We start from the raw sequence: 16,249 nt of genomic DNA on the forward strand, positions 1-16,249 counted from the left end.
CGATGACGCCAGAGGAACTCCAGTCCTATCTTCATAACCACATCCCGCTGTCAGCGGCGATGCAGGTCCGCGCGGATGCGGTGAGCGACGATCATGTGCTGCTCTCGGCGCCGCTTGCACCCAACATCAACCACCGTGACACGGTGTTCGGCGGCAGCGCCTCGGCGCTCGCGATCCTGTCGGCCTGGTCGCTGCTGCATGTGCGCATGCGCAAAAGCGGCGTTGCGGCGCGCCTGGTGATCCAGAGCAACCGGATGGATTATCTGAAGCCGGTCGCCGGCGCTTTCGCCGCACGCTCGTCGCTGGCGGATGCCGGGCAATGGCCGGGCTTTCTGCGATTGCTCGAACGTCGGGGCAGGGCGCGCGCCGTGGTCGTTGCCGACCTCCTCGACGGCGACACCTTGGCCGGTCGCTTCGAGGGCGAGTTTGTCGCCCTTGGCTACGACAACGCCTGACGAGCGCCAGCGCAAGGAGGCTCATTCCTAGCGGCAGTAGCGGTAGTCGTTGCGGCGCTCGATGACGTCGAGATGCAGGTGGGTTTCGTGGGCGGCGTCGCTGCCGGGGTCGAGCACAGTCTTGAAGTAGAGGCAGGCGGACGCAGTGACCGCGCGCTGGAAGGCACCGTCCATGGTGCCATCCTCGTCGCGCGGCTGGATGGCGATCGTCGCGCCGTTGCTTAACGTGAAGGACGCGATGTCGACGGCGTTGCCGTGGGCGTGCTCGGAGATTTTGCCCGTCGTCGCATTGTTGCGCAGGCGGCAGATATAGGTCGATGCCTGGTTCAGCGCCTTGATCTTGATGGTCTTGTCGAAGGCGACTTCGGCGGCCGGCTGGGCGGTCTCCTTGGTCCAGCGTGCAAGCGCCAGCGCCGTTTCGCACCGCATAAGCCCCTTAGGCGCGAGTGTGACGGCGGGCAGGATGCTCGTGACCTCCAGTGGCTTGTCGATGCCGCAGCCCTTGCCGTCGTCGATGCGTTTGGCTTCGACAAACGTCGCTCCGATCGCCTTCAGGTCGGCGACACACTTTGCGTAGTCGGCGGCGTCCTCTGCTTCGACCGGCGGATAGACGATCGGTGCCGGCTTTTCCTCTTTCTTGTCGTCGACGGGCTGGTCCTTTTCGCCTGTGGCCGGCTTTTGATCCTTCGCCGCTCCTTCACTCCCGTCCTTGGGCTTTGGCTGCGGCACGGGCTGTTCGTCGCCAGTCGGCACCTCTGGCTGATCGGCCTTGCCACCGTCCGTAGGCGTCGCCGGTTTCTCTTCGGGTGTGGGAGCAGCCTCTTTCTCTCCCGCCTCGCTCGGCGGCTTTTTTAGCGGGATCGGTCCGGATTTCGGCAGGCTGGCGCCGGTGAGGATCAGGAGTGACAGCAGGATCAAGGGAAAAGAGCGACGCATCCGGGTCCTTTCGCATTGCCCCCGCAGCGGGGCCTGGAAGGGAGGGAACGCACGGAACCGGATCTGGTTTCATCCGGCCTTCGGCAAAAGCGTTGCAGTTTAGCAACGCCTCGAATTGGCACGACCCCATAAATTGTGGGGACTGCCTTTGTATGTTGACAAGAACACTCATGTTTTTTATGCGGCTTAAATGAGGCGACGACATGTCGCGCCGCTCTAGAATCTACCGCCCAGCCAGCCCCTTGAGTTTGCCGCTCAACAGCAAGCCCGGCCTCCGAAAATCAAAGGATTGGTCCATGCTCACCCGGCATCGTCGCCTGGCTCTTTTGGCTTGCACGACAACTCTTGCAATTTCAGTCGCTACCGTCGCATTCGCGCAAAGCGCAACAACCCAGGCTAAGTCGGAAGAGAAGGCCGAGGAGACAAAGAAGGGCGAAACTTACCTCTCGCCGATCGTTGCCAAGGGCGGGCGCACCGCTGACCCCTATGCCAAGCCCGGCCCCGTCAGCGTCGTCACGACGGACCAGATCGATCTGCAATCGGGGCAAGAGACTGACGACCTGTTGCGCAGCGTTCCCGGCACCTCGACCGCGAACAACCCGCAAAACCCGGGCGTCGCGGTCAACATCCGCGGTTTCGAGGGTTCCGGCCGCGTCAACATGATGATCGACGGCGTGCGCCAGAACTTCCGCTTCACCGGCCACGAAGCCCAGGGTTTTGCCTATTTCGATCCGGCATTCCTTTCCGAAATCGATGTGACCCGCGGCGCCGTGACCGGGGTTGGCGGCGGTGCACTGGCCGGTTCGGTCAACTTCCGGACCTATGATGTCGAAGACCTGATCCAGGACGGCAAGAACTACGGTGGCATTGCTTCGGCTACGTACGGCACAAACGGTGCCGGCTGGTCGGAATCACTGATCGGCGCTTACCGTTTCAATGACGTCTTCTCCGTGCTCGGCGGCATCAGCAAGGCTGATCCCGGCAACTATGACAACGGCAACGGGGTCGAGGTACCCTTCACCGAGGAAGACCTTCTGTCGGGCCTGTTGAAGTTCGAAGTGACGCCGGACAAGGATCACACCTTCAAGCTCACCGGCCTCACCTATGACAACGACTTCTTCGCGAACTCCTACTTCCAGAACGTGAAGAACCAGACGGTTTCTGCAAGCTATTCCTACACGCCGGACAACGAACTCATCGATTTCCGTGCGAACGCCTACTGGAACCGGCTAAAGATGAAGTACGACACCGACATTCGCGGTGGCGGCACGGCGGCCGGTCGGCGCATCACCGACACGGGTAAGGGCTTTGACATCTCGAACACCTCTCTGTTCGACCTTGGCGACGTTGCCGTCAAGGCGAACTACGGCGTCGAGTATTTCCGCGACGACTACGATGTCATCAACAGCACGGCCCGGCCGGGGGCCGGCGTCAACGGCAGCGGCACCAATGCCACCACCGGCGTCTTCAGCAATACGACCTTCACCTATGGCATGCTGGATCTGACGGCAGGCCTGAGATGGGATCACTTCAGCCTCGATGGCTCCGGCGCTGTCGTTGCCGGCAACCCGATCGGTCTGCCGGCCGGCCCTTACACCGTCGATAAGTCCGAAGGTCGCCTCAACCCGAGCATCACGGTCGCGCTCAACCCGACGGAGTGGTTCCAGCCATACGTTACATACGCGGAAACCTCGCGTTCGCCGACGGTCAACGAGACCTTCGCCGGCGGCACACATCCGGGACCGTCGGGCCAGTCGTTCTTCCCCAATCCATTTCTTGAGCCGGAGACCTCCAAGGGCTGGGAAATCGGTGCGAACTTCGCCTTCGACGGGCTGCTCGATCCCAGCGACAGCCTGCGGGTCAAGGCCAACTACTTCCATAACCGCGTCGACAACTACATCACCGCAGCGATGCTCAACGGCGGTCGTCAGATCTTCTTCGTCAACAATCCCGGGATCTCGACGGTCCAGGGTTTCGAGTTGCAGGCGGCGTATGACGCCGGATACGTCTTCGGCGACCTTGCCTACACCTACACCGAGAGCGATCTGCCGTCGCAGATCAATGGTTTCGGCGTGCAGAGCTACCTGCCTGAAAACATTGTCAGCGCAACGCTTGGCGCCCGGTTCCTCGAAGACCAGCGCCTGACGGTCGGTACGCGCCTCTACGCCGTTTCGAACGCGTTTGTCGGCGAAATCAATCGTACGCCGCCGAACGTTCCGGGCTACGGTCTCGTCGATCTCTTCGCCAACTACAAGTTCGAAAACGGCTTTGAAGTCACGGCTCAGGTCACGAACCTGTTCGACAAGACCTATACGCCGTCTTCGAGCACCATTGCCGGAAGCACGATCGATACCGGCCGCGGCCGCACCTTCCTGGTGACGGCGAAGGCGAAGTTCTGATAGGATCAGATCAATTCCAGTCGGGGCGGCTCTTTGGGGCCGCCTCTTTTTTTGGCGCAACCGTGACGATGCGCGCCGCTTTCCCGCTTGCGCAAGTCCGCAACCCGAGCTAACACTTTCGCCCATGGAAAACGCACGCAACATTTCGATCTGGTGGTGGGCTCGCTGAAGCGGCCTTGACCAGTCATGCGTGATTGAGAGATGAAGCCGCCCGGAGATTTCGAGGCGGCTTTTTTGTATCCAGGCCGCTCAAGGACCGGGCTTTTACGGAGCGAGGCGAATGGCAACGGTAATTCTCGAGGACGGCTCGGAGAGCTACACCACCAAGGGCGGCATTACGGTGACGCGCCGGCGGCGGGAAGCGTCCTATGGCCAGGCGATCGCGAGCTATGTGGACAAGCTCGACGAACGCCGCGGTGCAGTGTTCTCCTCCAACTACGAATATCCCGGCCGCTACACTCGTTGGGACACGGCTGTCGTCGACCCGCCGCTCGGCATCTCCTCCTTCGGCCGCTCGCTCTGGATTGAAGCCTATAACGGCCGCGGCGAAGTGCTGCTTGCGATCATCGCCGAGCATCTGAAGACCGTCGCCGACATCACGCTCGGCGCTTCGACCAGCCGTCGCCTCGACCTGACGATCAACGCGCCGGATCGCGTCTTCACGGAAGAAGAGCGCTCGAAGATGCCGACGGTGTTCAGCGTGCTGCGCGCCGTCACCAATCTTTTCCATTCGGCCGAGGATGCGAGCCTCGGGCTCTACGGTGCCTTCGGCTACGATCTCGCCTTCCAGTTCGATGCGATCGACCTGAAGCTGAAGCGTCCCGACGACCAGCGCGACATGGTGCTGTTCCTGCCGGATGAAATCCTCGTCGTCGACCACTATGCCGCCAAGGCCTGGATCGACCGCTACGATTTCGCTAAGGACGGCAAGACCACCGAGGGCAAGGCGGAAGAGATCGCCAGCGAACCCTTCAAGACCGTCGACAGCATTCCGCCGCATGGCGACCATCACCCGGGCGAATATGCCGAACTCGTCGTCAAGGCGAAGGAGAGCTTCCGCCGCGGCGACCTTTTCGAAGTGGTGCCCGGCCAGAAATTCTTCGAGCGTTGCGAGAGCAAGCCGTCGGAGATTTCCAACCGGCTGAAGGCGATCAATCCGTCGCCCTATTCCTTCTTCATCAATCTCGGCAACCAAGAATATCTCGTCGGGGCATCTCCGGAAATGTTCGTGCGTGTTTCCGGCCGCCGCATCGAGACCTGCCCGATCTCGGGCACGATCAAGCGCGGCGACGATCCGATCGCCGACAGCGAGCAGATCCTGAAGCTGTTGAACTCCAAGAAGGACGAATCCGAACTCACCATGTGCTCGGACGTCGACCGCAACGACAAGAGCCGGGTCTGCGTGCCGGGCTCGGTCAAGGTCATCGGCCGCCGCCAGATCGAGATGTATTCGCGCCTGATCCATACGGTCGACCATATTGAGGGACGCTTGCGCGACGACATGGACGCCTTCGACGGCTTCCTCAGCCACGCCTGGGCGGTGACCGTCACCGGTGCGCCGAAGCTCTGGGCCATGCGCTTCATCGAAAGCCATGAGAAGAGCCCGCGCGCATGGTATGGTGGCGCGATCGGCATGGTCGGCTTCAATGGCGACATGAACACGGGCCTGACGCTGCGCACGATTCGCATCAAGGACGGTATCGCCGAGGTGAGGGCAGGGGCGACGCTGCTCTACGATTCAAATCCGGAAGAAGAAGAAGCCGAAACCGAACTGAAGGCCGCCGCCATGATCGCTGCCATTCGCGATGCGAGATCCGCCAATGCCGGCAAGGCCGGTCGCGACGTTGCCGCTGTTGGCGCCGGCGTCAACATCCTCTTGGTCGATCACGAGGACAGCTTCGTCCATACGCTTGCGAACTATTTCCGCCAGACGGGGGCGACCGTCACGACGGTGCGCTCGCCGGTGGCCGAAGAGATCTTCGATCGGGTGAAGCCGGATCTCGTCGTGCTTTCGCCCGGACCTGGCAATCCCAAGGATTTCGACTGCAAGGCGACGATCAAGAAGGCGCGGGCGCGCGACCTGCCGATCTTCGGTGTCTGCCTCGGGCTGCAGGCGCTTGCCGAAGCCTACGGCGGGGATCTCCGCCAACTGGCGATCCCGATGCACGGCAAGCCGTCGCGCATCCGCGTGCTGGAGCCCGGAATCGTCTTCTCCGGCCTCGGCAAGGAAGTGACCGTCGGTCGTTACCATTCGATCTTTGCCGATCCGGCGAGCCTGCCCGCGGAGTTCATGATCACCGCCGAAAGCGAAGATGGCACAATTATGGGCATCGAGCACACGAAGGAGCCGGTGGCGGCGGTGCAGTTCCATCCGGAATCGATCATGACGCTCGGCGGCGACGCCGGCATGCGGATGATCGAGAACGTCGTGGCGCACCTCGCCAAGCGCGCCAAGATCAAGGCCGCCTGATTAGCCCGGCAATCCCCTATTCCGGGATGGAGCAGATGTTGACGAAGACAAGGTGCCGCTTCCACCGTGGAGGCGGCCCTTTCTGTTCCTACTGTGCCGCCTGAATGGCCGGCACATTCTCGCAGCGATCGGCAAACAGTCGCTCGCTCAGAAAATCGACGAAGACGCGGACCTTGGGGGAGAGGTGACGGTTCGACGGCCACAGCAGGTGGAACTGTCCGGGCGCGTCGAGATGGGCGTCGAGCACTGTGTGCAGTCTGCCGTCGCGAAGATGGTGGCGGGCGAGAAAGTCCGGCAGGCAGCCGATGCCGAGGCCGCTAAGCACGGCGCCGCCGAGCGCTTCCATGTTGTTGCAGTTGAGCACGGTCTTGAGGCGCGGCTCCTTTCCCTCAGGCGGCAGCGTGATCGGCCATTCCTGCAGCTTGCGGCTGTTGGGAAAGCGGAAACGAACCGCATGGTGTCCTTCGAGGTCGCGGGGGCATTCGGGCCTGCCATGCTCTCGAAGGTATGACGGAGCAGCGCAGAGCAGAAGCTGGAACGGCCTGAGCGCGCGCGTCATCAGTCGTGAATCCGGCAGCACGCCGCTGCGGATTGCGACATCCACTTCCTCGTCGATCAGGTCGACGATGCGGTCGTTGAAGTCGAGGTCGAGTTCGATTTCGGGATAACGCCGTACGAACTCCGGCAGCACCGGCAACAGCAGGTGGTAGCTGACGATCGGCACGCTGACGCGCAGCCGACCGCGCGGCGTCGCCACGGCGTCCGCCAATGACGCCTCGGCGTCGTCGAGATCATCGAGGATGCGGCGGCAGCGCTCGTGAAAGAGGCGTCCCTCCTCGGTCAAGCGGATACTACGGGTCGAGCGCTGCAGCAGGCGGACGCCGAGTTCTCGTTCGAGAGTGGTAACAGCCTTTCCGACCGCGGAAGCGGACAGGCCGAGCACGCGACCGGCGGCGACGAAACTGCCGAGGTCGGCGGTGCGGACGAAGGCGGTCAAGCCGCTCAAGCGATCCATGCTACCTCCATTCGAGCGTTTTGTTCCGGTATGATCGGAGCATTGATGCCGTTCTCATCGAATTATGTCGAAACTATCCTGCATTCGTCAATCGATACCCGGCAAGTGTCGACCTCAAGACGCAAGGTCCTACCGGGCCTGCGCGGGTATCCCCTTTGCTCGAACGGATGGAACGGGGAATGAGAACCGAAATTCGAGAACCGCGCGGGCGCCGGCTCGTCCTTCTTGCGGTCTGTTGCGCCGCCGCGGCAATGCCGCTCACCTTCACCGGACCGGCGGTGGCGCTGCCGTCGATCAGTCGCAGCCTCGGCGCCGATCCAGTTGCCCTCAACTGGGTCACCAACGCCTTCATGCTGACCTTCGGCAGTTCGCTGATGGCGGCCGGTGCGCTTGCCGACAGTTTCGGTCGCAAACGCGTGTTCCTGGGTGGTCTTGCGGCCTTCCTGCTGTTTTCGGCCGGGCTCGCCTTCGCTCGGGATATCCTATGGTTCGATGCCCTGAGAGCGCTTCAGGGTATTGGGGCAGCCGCCGCCTTTTCCGGCGGCATGGCTTCGCTCGCACAGGAGTTCGACGAGAACGAGCGGCTCCGGGCCTTCAGCCTGGTCGGCGCCAGCTTCGGTGTCGGCCTTGCCTTTGGGCCGATCGCCTCCGGCCTGATGGTCGAGGCCTTCGGCTGGCCGGCGATCTTCGTCCTGGTCGTGGCGCTCGCCGGCCTGTCTCTGGCACTCGGTGCGGTCTTCCTGCGGGAAACACGCGATCCGGACGCTGCTGGCCTCGACTGGAAGGGAGCGGCAAGTTTCACGGCGGCGCTCACCGCACTCACCTTCGGCATTCTGCAGGGTCCGGAAAACGGCTGGAGCCATCCGCTCGTGCTCGCGATGCTCGCGGCATCGGTGTTCTTCTTCCTGGCCTTCTGGCGGATCGAGCGTTCGGTCGCGCGGCCGATGCTGGATCTGACGCTGTTTCGATATCCGCGTTTTGTCGGCGTGCAATTGCTGGCGGCAGCCCCCGCCTACGGCTTCGTGGTGCTGCTCATCCTGCTTCCGGTCCGCTTCATCGGTATCGAAGGCATGAGCGCCGTCGCGGGCGGGCAGATGATGATCGCCATGTCCGCGCCGCTTCTGATCCTGCCGATCGCGGCGGGCCTTCTGACGCGCTGGTTCACGCCGGCGGTTATCTGCGGTGTGGGCTTGCTGATATCGGCGGCCGGGCTCCTCTGGCTCAGTCTGTTTCCGGCGGGGTCAGGGCCGGCCACGCTGCTTGCACCACTGATGATGATCGGTCTCGGCATCAGCTTGCCTTGGGGGCTGATGGACGGGCTTGCGGTCAGTGTCGTGCCGAAGGAGCGCGCCGGGATGGCGACGGGCATCTTCAGCACCACGCGCGTGGCCGGGGAGGGCATTGCGCTGGCGATCGTGACCGCCATCCTCTCTGCGCTTACGGCCTGGAACCTCGGATCGGAAGCCGGCGCCACTGCGGCTCCCATGGCGCAGCGCATCGTCACCGGCAATCTGCCCGCGGCGATGCAGCTTGCCCCTGAGACATCGCACGCCGCGCTGCTGCAGGCCTATGGCGACGCGTTCAGCGTCCTGCTTCTGGTTTTGACCGGCATCACTGTCGCAACTGCGGCCGTGGTATTCTTCTTCATCGGCAGGGGCGATAAGGCCGCCGGTGATGCGGAGATCGAAGCCGGTGCTCTGCCTTTCGAGGCGATTGCCTGCGGAGAAACCGGAACCGGCCGATCCAATCTTTGACAAGCGCCGCTTAATCCAGCATATGCTTGTCCATCGACCGCCTGCGCGAAAATTCGCGCGGGCGGTTTTGCGTTTGAATGGGCTTGCGTTTGCAACTCGTTTGCATCTGCACGAGGAATGACAATGACGACTGGAACCGAAAACCGCACCGTGCTCCGCCTTGCTTTCTGGGGCATACCGCTCTCGCTCGCTGTGCTCGGCCTGAAGCTGCTTGCCTGGTGGCTGACAGGCTCGATCGCGCTTCTCTCCGACGGGCTGGAGTCGACCGTCAACGTGATCGCGGCGGTCATCGCCTATCTGATGATCGGCTATGCTTCCAAGCCGGCCGACGCCGGGCACCCCTTCGGTCACCACAAGGCGGAGTATTTCTCGGCCGTTATCGAAGGCGTTCTGATCGTCGTTGCGGCACTGCTCATCGTCTGGGAGGCGGTGCCGGCAATGATGGCGCCAGTGTTGATGGAAGCACCGGCTCTGGGCCTGGCGATCAACTTCGTCGCCGGCGTCATCAACGCCATCTGGGCCTATGTGCTGATCACCGCCGGCCGCAAGCACCGCTCGCCGGCACTCAGCGCCGACGGCCACCACATCCTGTCGGACGTCGTCACCTCGATCGGCGTTCTCGTCGGCCTCGTGCTTGCGATCGCCACCGGCTACGCGATCCTTGATCCGCTGCTGGCCGTCATTGTCGCCTGCAACATTCTTTACCAGGGCTGGATGGTGATCTCGCGCTCGATCGACGGGCTGATGGACCGGGCCGTCTCGGGTGAGGAAGAAGACGCGATCAAACAGGCGATCGCCGCCAACGCCGCGGGTTCGCTCGGCGTGCACGATCTGAAGACCCGTCAGGCCGGTCCGGCGATCTTCGTCGATTTCCACATGGTCGTGCCGGAATTGATGCCGGTCGGCGAGGCGCATGACATCTGCGACCGGATCGAGGATGCGATCCGGGACGTGCATCCCGGTGCCAAGATCGCGATCCATGTGGAGCCCGAAGGTGAGAAGGCGCACGGTGTGCGCGTCAAGACGACGGTCGGGCGCCACTGATTCAAGGTCGACGGCACTTCAACCGTGACGAGGTTTCCTTCTTGAGGCAGTTCTGATTTAAGGGCCGCAAACGGAGCGGGCCGACGAGGGCAGAGGCCAGTCGACCGCACCCACGCGCGGATGTTCTCATGGAGCAACAGGCATATGAGCAAGACTGACGTATCCGGCCTTTCGCAACTGGGCGCAAAGGTCGACCTGCCGCAGAGCCCGGAAGACGCGGTGCTGGAGCGGGTCCCGAGCGGCAACAAGGGCAAGGACTATCTGGTGCGTTTCACCGCGCCGGAATTCACCTCGCTCTGCCCGATGACCGGCCAGCCGGATTTCGCCCATATCGTGATCGACTATGTGCCGGACGAATGGCTGGTCGAATCGAAGTCGCTGAAGCTGTTCCTGCATTCCTTCCGTAACCACGGCGCATTCCACGAAGATTGCACCATCGAGATCGCCCAACGGCTGGTGTCGTTGCTTCAGCCACGCTGGCTTCGCATCGGCGCCTATTGGTATCCGCGCGGCGGCATCCCGATCGACGTCTTCTGGCAGACCGGCAAGCCGCCCGAGGGCCTGTGGCTGCCCGACCAGGGCGTGCCGACCTATCGAGGCCGCGGCTAAAGCGGGAGATCCCCCGCTACGGCCTGAGTGACTGGCGTTTGAGCCAGGCGTCAACGATGCGCGCGGCAACCTGATCGGTCGGGTCGCGCGTGTCCACTTCTAGGTCGTAGGCGCAGTAATCGTGCGTCTTCAGGTGAAAGCGGGCTTCGCCGATCGTGCGGTCGCCGCGCTCGCGCTCGCGACGCTCCAGGTCTTCGATGGGCGCGTGCACTCCGACCCAGAAGATGTCCAGATGCGCGGTTTGCCTTCTGATATCGTCGGCCCAGCTCTTCTCCTCGACGATGTGCTCGACGATCAGGTCGTTGCCGGCCTCGGCGAAGGCTGCGATCGAGCGATGAAATCCGTCGAAGAACCTCGCGCGTTCGCCGCGCATTCCAGGATGCATGCCGCGCCTAAGGACCCGAAATCCGGCGTCGGCAAGCTGGTCGGAGGCATAGTAACAAAAGGGCTCCGGGAGGATTTCCCGGAGCGCCTTTGCCAGCGTTGACTTTCCGGCACTCGACGTGCCGTTCAGAAAGATAATTCGTCCGTGCTGCATGCCCGTTTGATTTCAGCTGAAGATCAAGGCAGCGCCGGCTAGAGCCGTGAGACCGCCGAGGACGCGGGCAAGCAGGCCGCCGCCGGAGAGGCGCTGAAGGGCGATGCCGAGGCCGATGCCGGCCACGTGCAGCGCGGCGGTGGCGAGGATGAAGCCGACCGAGAAGGCAAGCGCCCCGGCGCTACCGAGTTCGCCGCCATGGGCATGGCCGTGGAAGAGGGCGAAGACGCCGACGATCGCAGCGGATGCTGCCGTGTCGAGCCGCACCGCCATGGCAACAAGCAGGCCGAGTGCCACCACCGAGGCGAGGATCGCCGGCTCGACGAAGGGCAGGCCGACACCGGCAACCGCCAGCGCGAAGCCCGCTGCCATCATCGCGACGAAGGCCGCCGGCACGACGACGAGCGCCCGGCCGCCGATCTGCGCCGCCCAGAGGCCGACGGCGACCATGACGAGGATATGGTCAAGTCCGAACAGCGGATGCGAGAAGCCGGCGGCAAACGAGCCGTGCTCTGCCGGATTGAGATGGGCGAAGGCGGGTGCGGCGGAGGCGATCAGCGCGGCAGTGGCGATCAGGATGCGTCTGTTCATGCGTGTCCCCATGGATCGGCGGGACCTGGGAGGCTGGCCCCACTCTTGAGTGTTTGACGCGACCGATCTTATTGGCCTCCGTCCCCCTGTCTATACGGCATTTGGCGGTAGGTGTTTTTACCATAAGCATAGTCGACCTTGCTGCTTTGTCGCCGCTTCGGTTTGTTGCATTGTCTTCGGGGTCGAGTCGCATTATCTGACTTTGACTGAAGACTTCATGAGACGCCGGAGAAAAACGGATGATGAACGACGACGAGGACGACAAGAAGACCGAATTGCCGCTCGGCAAGGAAACGGAGGCGAACCTTTTCAAGTCGCGTTCGATTTTCATCTACGGGTCGATCAATCAGGAACTGGCGCAGAAGGTCTGCTCGCAGCTCGTGGCGCTTGCCGCCGCCAGCGACGAAGACATCCGCATCTTCGTCAATTCGCCGGGCGGCCATGTCGAATCGGGCGACAGCATCCACGACATGATCAAGTTCGTGAAGCCGAAGGTCTGGACCATCGGCACCGGCTGGGTCGCTTCCGCCGGCGCGCTGATCTTTGTCGGCGCTCCCAAGGAGCGTCGCATTTGCCTGCCGAACACCCGCTTCTTGCTTCACCAACCGTCGGGCGGCACCCGCGGCATGGCGTCGGACATCGAGATCCAGGCACGCGAAATCATCAAGATGAACGATCGCCTGAACAAGATCTTCGCCGACGCAACCGGCCAGCCGGTCGAGAAGATCGCCAAGGACACGGACCGCGATTACTGGCTTTCTGCTGAGGAAGCGAAGTCCTACGGCCTCGTTTCGCGGATCATCTCGTCTGCTGCGGACATCTGAGTTCGCAAGCAAGTCAAGGATTTGGAGGGCATCGGCATTTCGCCGGTGCCCTTTTCTTTTTGCGGTGATCCTTGCCATCGCGTGGCTTGCTCCACTCTGGCAAGCCGTGTATAGGCTTTGAGCATGACCAAGGCTGACGCATATCGGATCGCCTCGATCCCCGCCGGACACGATACCAATCGTGCGCCGTCGCGCGCCTTCGCCTCGCTTCTTCTTCTCGGCCTTACTCGCGGTTGCCGGGTTCGCTGAGGAGCGCCCGGCGGCCGAAAAGCCACGCCGGCGGATGCTCCTCGACCCCATCAAGTGTTTTAGGATAAAGGCGCGTTCGGCGCGGCATTAGCCATCGCAATCCGATCCCCGATCGGGTATGGCAAGGCGGCCAGGACGTCCAGTGATGAAGAGAAGCTGCAATGATCCAGAAATCCCATCCCGTTAAGATTGGCATGCCGGAAGCGGCGGTGAAGTACCAGGCCTATCCGCAGATCGCGCTCACCGACCGCACCTGGCCGTCGAAGACGATCACCAAGGCGCCGATCTGGTGCTCGGTCGACCTGCGTGACGGCAACCAGTCGCTGGTCGACCCGATGGGGCACGATCGCAAGGCCCGCATGTTCCAGCTGCTGCTCGACATGGGCTTCAAGGAAATCGAAATCGGTTTCCCCTCGGCCTCGCAGACCGATTTCGATTTTGCCCGCTGGTGCATCGAGGAAGGCAATGTCGCCAAGGATGTGTCGCTGCAGGTGCTGGTGCAGTGCCGGCCCGAGTTGATCACCCGCACCTTCGAAGCGCTGGAAGGCGCGCACCAACCGATCGTGCATTTCTACAATTCGACGAGTGAACTGCAGCGCCGCGTGGTGTTTGCCAAGGACGTGCGCGGCATCAAGCAGATTGCGACCGACGCCGCCAAGATGATCACCGACATGGCGGCCAAGGCCGGCGGCGGCTACCGCTTCGAGTATTCGCCGGAAAGCTTTACCGGCACCGAGCTCGAAGTGGCCTTGGAGATCTGCAACGCCGTCACCGAGATCGTCAAGCCGACGCCAGACAACAAGCTGATCCTGAACCTGCCCTCGACCGTCGAGATGGCGACGCCGAACATCTATGCCGACCAGATCGAATGGATGTGCCGCAACCTCGACAACCGCGAAAGCCTGATCATCTCGCTGCACCCGCACAACGACCGCGGCACCGGCATCGCCGCCACCGAATTGGGCCTGATGGCTGGCGCCGACCGCGTCGAAGGCACGCTGTTCGGTAATGGCGAGCGCACCGGCAACGTCGATGTCGTGACGCTGGCGCTGAACATGTTCACGCAGGGCGTCGATCCGCAGCTCGACTGCTCCGATATCGAGCGGATCAAGGAAGTCTACGAATACTCCAACCAGATGGTCATTCCCGAGCGCCATCCTTATGTCGGCGAACTGGTCTACACGGCCTTCTCCGGCTCGCACCAGGATGCGATCAACAAGGGCATGAAGGCGATCAAGACCGCCAACAAGCCGCTCTGGGAAGTGCCGTACCTGCCGATCGATCCGCGTGACGTCGGCCGCTCCTACGAGGCGATCATCCGCATCAACTCGCAGTCGGGCAAGGGCGGCATCGCCTACATCCTGCAGGAAGACTACGGCATCAACCTGCCGCGCAACCTCCAGGTCGAGTTCCGCGAGGACATCCAGCGCATCACCGACGAGGAAGGCAAGGAGCTGCCGTCCAAGCGCATCTACGAGCGCTTCATCGAGCGCTACGTCGAGCAGCCGGGCGCGCGCATCAAGTTCGTCGACCATCACACTTATCCGGTGGGCGAGCACAAGGGCGTGCGCGTGGTGGCGGCCGAGATCACCGACAATGGCGAGGTCAAGCGCATCGAAGGCAAGGGCACCGGCCCGATCGACGGCTTCATCAATGCGCTGTCGATCTATCTCGGCATCGACCTCTCGGTTGCGGATTACTCCGAGCACTCGCTGCAGCACGGCTCGAACGCAGCCGCGATCGCCTATGTCGAGATGGAGCACCCGGGTGGCAAGCTGTTCGGCGCCGGTATCAACACCAACATCGTTGCCGCCTCGCTCGAAGCGATCGTTTCGGCGGCAAACCGCGTATTCGAGATGAAGCGCGGCTGATACGCTTTAGCGTGACGAATGAAGCCGCGTCGGGGAAACCCGGCGCGGCCTTTTCGTTTCAGGGGTAGGGGATGCCGTCGATCTCAGATCGTCGCGGCGACGGCTTCGGCGATGTCCTGCATGCCGACATGGGAAGACGGGCCGACGAGCACGAACGAGGCGCCGCCTCGCTGCCAGGAGACCATGCCGAGATCGTCGCGGATGCTCTCGTCGAACTGCTCCGCCTGCGGGCCGGTGGTGTTCTTGAGGAAACAGATCGCGAAGATTTCGCCTTCGGTGCTTCGGTAGACGAGCTGCGCCACGGGCTTGCCGTTGGCGACGAGCAGCCGGGCGCCCTCGAAGGTCAGGCCCTTGCCGGAAAGCTGCGGCACCTTGAAGGGAACGCCGACGCTTGCGGCAAGCCAGGTCTCGATCTTCGGTCCCTCTGTCGCCGGGACCTCGACCAGATGCTCCTTCTGCCGCGAATAGATGCGGTGATAGTCGGCGATGTCGTCGAGCCAGCCACGCGCCGCGGCGAGCTTGGTCGGCTCGCTCCCGGTGTTCGCCGTCCCGACGATGAAGCCGGCGCCGCCGCCGAGCAGCAGCAGGGCCACCGATGCGGCAAGCATGCGCGGCCAGACCCGCGCGTGCCGGACAGTGGTCGTCGTTGCCGCAATCCGCTCGGTCTTCGGATTGACCCCTGGACCCTGCTTGATTTGCCGGACAAGAGCGAGCGGCACGGGATCGTGCAGGAAATCCTCGAAGGCGGTATCGCCGAAGCTGCTGCCGGCCTTCAGCCTCTCGAACAACGCCTTGGCGTCCTCGTCGCGGGCGAGAATCGCGTCGAGTTCGGTTCGTTCAGCTTCGCCGATCTCGCCGTCGATATAGGCAGAAAGGCGCACTTCGAGCGCTTGACCCCTTGTCTGTTGCAACGGTCAGGCCCTCCTTTCGGTATTCTCTGAGATCATCGCCGCGAGCCTGAGGCGCGCGGTCGACAGTCTGCTCATGACTGTGCCGATCGGAATGCCCAGGATATCGGCGGTCTCGCGATAGCTGTGGCCTTCGACATTAACCAGCAGGAACACGCTCGCCAGTCCCTCGGGCATCGACAGGATCATCTTCTGCAACTGATTGGCGTAGACGGCTTTTTCGGCCGACGGCTCGATGCTGAGTTCGTCATGTCCGAGCGCATCGACGGTGCCGCTGCCGGTGCGAACCTTGCGCTTGCGGATTTCGTCGACCCAGAGATTGCGCGTCATCGCGTAGACCCAGCTTTCCAGCCGGCCCTCTCCGTTCCAGAGGTGGCTGCGGGTGATCGCGCGCTCGCAGGCTTCCTGGACGAGGTCGTCGGCGTCATTGGCATTACGCGTCAGCGTCATCGCGAAACGGCGCAATTTGGGCAGCAGGCTGACCAAGTCGCGTCTGAAGTCCTTCGTTTCTGCCGCTGGACGCATTTCTCTTCCAATGAAACGTGCCGGATCATGCATTTATTCGCCGTGCTGCGCACGAGCGGAT

General features: G+C 62.8%; 15 protein-coding genes. 9 read left to right on the forward strand and 6 right to left on the reverse strand.

Annotated elements, in window-relative coordinates; all coding sequences use genetic code 11:
• Positions 1-2 precede the first annotated feature (2 nt).
• Positions 3-455: a thioesterase domain-containing protein gene (locus ASD63_RS06295; protein ID WP_034788886.1), complete on the forward strand. Its 453-nt coding sequence runs from the start codon at positions 3-5 to the stop codon at positions 453-455.
• A gap of 27 nt (positions 456-482) precedes the next feature.
• Here ASD63_RS06295 and ASD63_RS06300 read toward each other — a convergent pair whose 3' ends face one another.
• Entirely contained in the window at positions 483-1,391 is a 909-nt protein-coding gene (locus tag ASD63_RS06300) for an extensin family protein (protein WP_034788882.1), read from the reverse strand.
• Positions 1,392-1,687: 296 nt separating this feature from the next.
• Here ASD63_RS06300 and ASD63_RS06305 point away from each other — a divergent pair, with 296 nt between their 5' ends.
• The 3 genes from ASD63_RS06305 (at position 1,688) to ASD63_RS06310 (ending at position 6,260) form a co-directional block, all read left to right on the forward strand.
• Positions 1,688-3,790, forward strand: a complete 2,103-nt coding sequence (locus ASD63_RS06305) for a TonB-dependent hemoglobin/transferrin/lactoferrin family receptor (protein ID WP_034788880.1) — start codon at positions 1,688-1,690, stop codon at positions 3,788-3,790.
• Between the two features lie 124 nt (positions 3,791-3,914).
• The gene (gene trpLE / locus ASD63_RS35600; protein ID WP_178385070.1) at positions 3,915-3,959 is read left to right on the forward strand and encodes a trpE operon leader peptide TrpLE; all 45 of its coding nucleotides are present in this window, start codon (positions 3,915-3,917) and stop codon (positions 3,957-3,959) included.
• Between the two features lie 111 nt (positions 3,960-4,070).
• Entirely contained in the window at positions 4,071-6,260 is a 2,190-nt protein-coding gene (locus tag ASD63_RS06310; protein WP_034788877.1) for an anthranilate synthase, read from the forward strand.
• 88 nt (positions 6,261-6,348) lie between these two features.
• On the opposite strand, the gene ASD63_RS06315 is transcribed toward ASD63_RS06310, so the two are convergent.
• The gene (locus ASD63_RS06315; RefSeq protein ID WP_034788874.1) at positions 6,349-7,275 is read right to left on the reverse strand and encodes a LysR substrate-binding domain-containing protein; all 927 of its coding nucleotides are present in this window, start codon (positions 7,273-7,275) and stop codon (positions 6,349-6,351) included.
• A gap of 179 nt (positions 7,276-7,454) precedes the next feature.
• On the opposite strand from ASD63_RS06315, the gene ASD63_RS06320 reads away from it, so the two are divergent.
• The 3 genes from ASD63_RS06320 (at position 7,455) to queF (ending at position 10,682) form a co-directional block, all read left to right on the forward strand.
• Complete coding sequence (locus tag ASD63_RS06320) at positions 7,455-9,029, forward strand: MFS transporter (RefSeq protein WP_051659140.1); 1,575 nt, start codon at positions 7,455-7,457, stop codon at positions 9,027-9,029.
• Positions 9,030-9,146: 117 nt separating this feature from the next.
• Entirely contained in the window at positions 9,147-10,073 is a 927-nt protein-coding gene (locus tag ASD63_RS06325) for a cation diffusion facilitator family transporter (RefSeq protein ID WP_034788872.1), read from the forward strand.
• A gap of 144 nt (positions 10,074-10,217) precedes the next feature.
• Positions 10,218-10,682: a preQ(1) synthase gene (queF, locus tag ASD63_RS06330; RefSeq protein ID WP_034788869.1), complete on the forward strand. Its 465-nt coding sequence runs from the start codon at positions 10,218-10,220 to the stop codon at positions 10,680-10,682.
• A gap of 16 nt (positions 10,683-10,698) precedes the next feature.
• Here queF and ASD63_RS06335 read toward each other — a convergent pair whose 3' ends face one another.
• Positions 10,699-11,220: a hypothetical protein gene (locus tag ASD63_RS06335; RefSeq protein ID WP_034788866.1), complete on the reverse strand. Its 522-nt coding sequence runs from the start codon at positions 11,218-11,220 to the stop codon at positions 10,699-10,701.
• A gap of 12 nt (positions 11,221-11,232) precedes the next feature.
• Positions 11,233-11,811 carry a HupE/UreJ family protein gene (locus ASD63_RS06340; protein ID WP_034788864.1) on the reverse strand — a complete coding sequence of 193 codons (579 nt, stop codon included), beginning with the start codon at positions 11,809-11,811 and terminating at the stop codon, positions 11,233-11,235.
• A gap of 239 nt (positions 11,812-12,050) precedes the next feature.
• Here ASD63_RS06340 and ASD63_RS06345 point away from each other — a divergent pair, with 239 nt between their 5' ends.
• Together ASD63_RS06345 and leuA are read left to right on the forward strand one after the other, a co-directional pair.
• Positions 12,051-12,635 (forward strand): ATP-dependent Clp protease proteolytic subunit, encoded by a 585-nt coding sequence (locus tag ASD63_RS06345; RefSeq protein ID WP_034788862.1) that lies wholly within the window; start codon positions 12,051-12,053, stop codon positions 12,633-12,635.
• A 410-nt stretch (positions 12,636-13,045) separates the two neighbouring features.
• Positions 13,046-14,755, forward strand: coding sequence for a 2-isopropylmalate synthase (gene leuA, locus ASD63_RS06350; protein WP_060528886.1), 1,710 nt, complete (start codon positions 13,046-13,048; stop codon positions 14,753-14,755).
• 83 nt (positions 14,756-14,838) lie between these two features.
• Here the strand turns inward: leuA and ASD63_RS06355 are convergent, their stop codons facing one another.
• Together ASD63_RS06355 and ASD63_RS06360 are read right to left on the reverse strand one after the other, a co-directional pair.
• Positions 14,839-15,666, reverse strand: coding sequence for an anti-sigma factor (locus ASD63_RS06355; protein WP_034788856.1), 828 nt, complete (start codon positions 15,664-15,666; stop codon positions 14,839-14,841).
• A 3-nt stretch (positions 15,667-15,669) separates the two neighbouring features.
• Positions 15,670-16,188: an RNA polymerase sigma factor gene (locus tag ASD63_RS06360; RefSeq protein ID WP_034788854.1), complete on the reverse strand. Its 519-nt coding sequence runs from the start codon at positions 16,186-16,188 to the stop codon at positions 15,670-15,672.
• Positions 16,189-16,249: the final 61 nt, after the last annotated feature.

It is taken from the genome of Ensifer sp. Root558 (assembly GCF_001427045.1).
In the GTDB taxonomy this organism is placed as follows: Bacteria; Pseudomonadota; Alphaproteobacteria; order Rhizobiales; family Rhizobiaceae; genus Ensifer; species Ensifer adhaerens.

Bases quoted from the DNA above. Each gene is read 5' to 3' on its own strand.
- leuA (WP_060528886.1), top strand. From the start codon at position 13,046: ATGATCCAGAAATCCCATCCCGTTAAGATTGGCATGCCGGAAGCGGCG.
- ASD63_RS06310 (WP_034788877.1), top strand. From the start codon at position 4,071: ATGGCAACGGTAATTCTCGAGGACGGCTCGGAGAGCTACACCACCAAG.
- ASD63_RS06325 (WP_034788872.1), top strand. From the start codon at position 9,147: ATGACAATGACGACTGGAACCGAAAACCGCACCGTGCTCCGCCTTGCT.
- ASD63_RS06300 (WP_034788882.1), bottom strand. From the start codon at position 1,391: ATGCGTCGCTCTTTTCCCTTGATCCTGCTGTCACTCCTGATCCTCACC.
- ASD63_RS06305 (WP_034788880.1), top strand. From the start codon at position 1,688: ATGCTCACCCGGCATCGTCGCCTGGCTCTTTTGGCTTGCACGACAACT.
- ASD63_RS06340 (WP_034788864.1), bottom strand. From the start codon at position 11,811: ATGAACAGACGCATCCTGATCGCCACTGCCGCGCTGATCGCCTCCGCC.
- ASD63_RS06360 (WP_034788854.1), bottom strand. From the start codon at position 16,188: ATGCGTCCAGCGGCAGAAACGAAGGACTTCAGACGCGACTTGGTCAGC.
- ASD63_RS06315 (WP_034788874.1), bottom strand. From the start codon at position 7,275: ATGGATCGCTTGAGCGGCTTGACCGCCTTCGTCCGCACCGCCGACCTC.
- ASD63_RS06320 (WP_051659140.1), top strand. From the start codon at position 7,455: ATGAGAACCGAAATTCGAGAACCGCGCGGGCGCCGGCTCGTCCTTCTT.
- ASD63_RS06335 (WP_034788866.1), bottom strand. From the start codon at position 11,220: ATGCAGCACGGACGAATTATCTTTCTGAACGGCACGTCGAGTGCCGGA.
- ASD63_RS06295 (WP_034788886.1), top strand. From the start codon at position 3: ATGACGCCAGAGGAACTCCAGTCCTATCTTCATAACCACATCCCGCTG.
- queF (WP_034788869.1), top strand. From the start codon at position 10,218: ATGAGCAAGACTGACGTATCCGGCCTTTCGCAACTGGGCGCAAAGGTC.
- ASD63_RS06345 (WP_034788862.1), top strand. From the start codon at position 12,051: ATGATGAACGACGACGAGGACGACAAGAAGACCGAATTGCCGCTCGGC.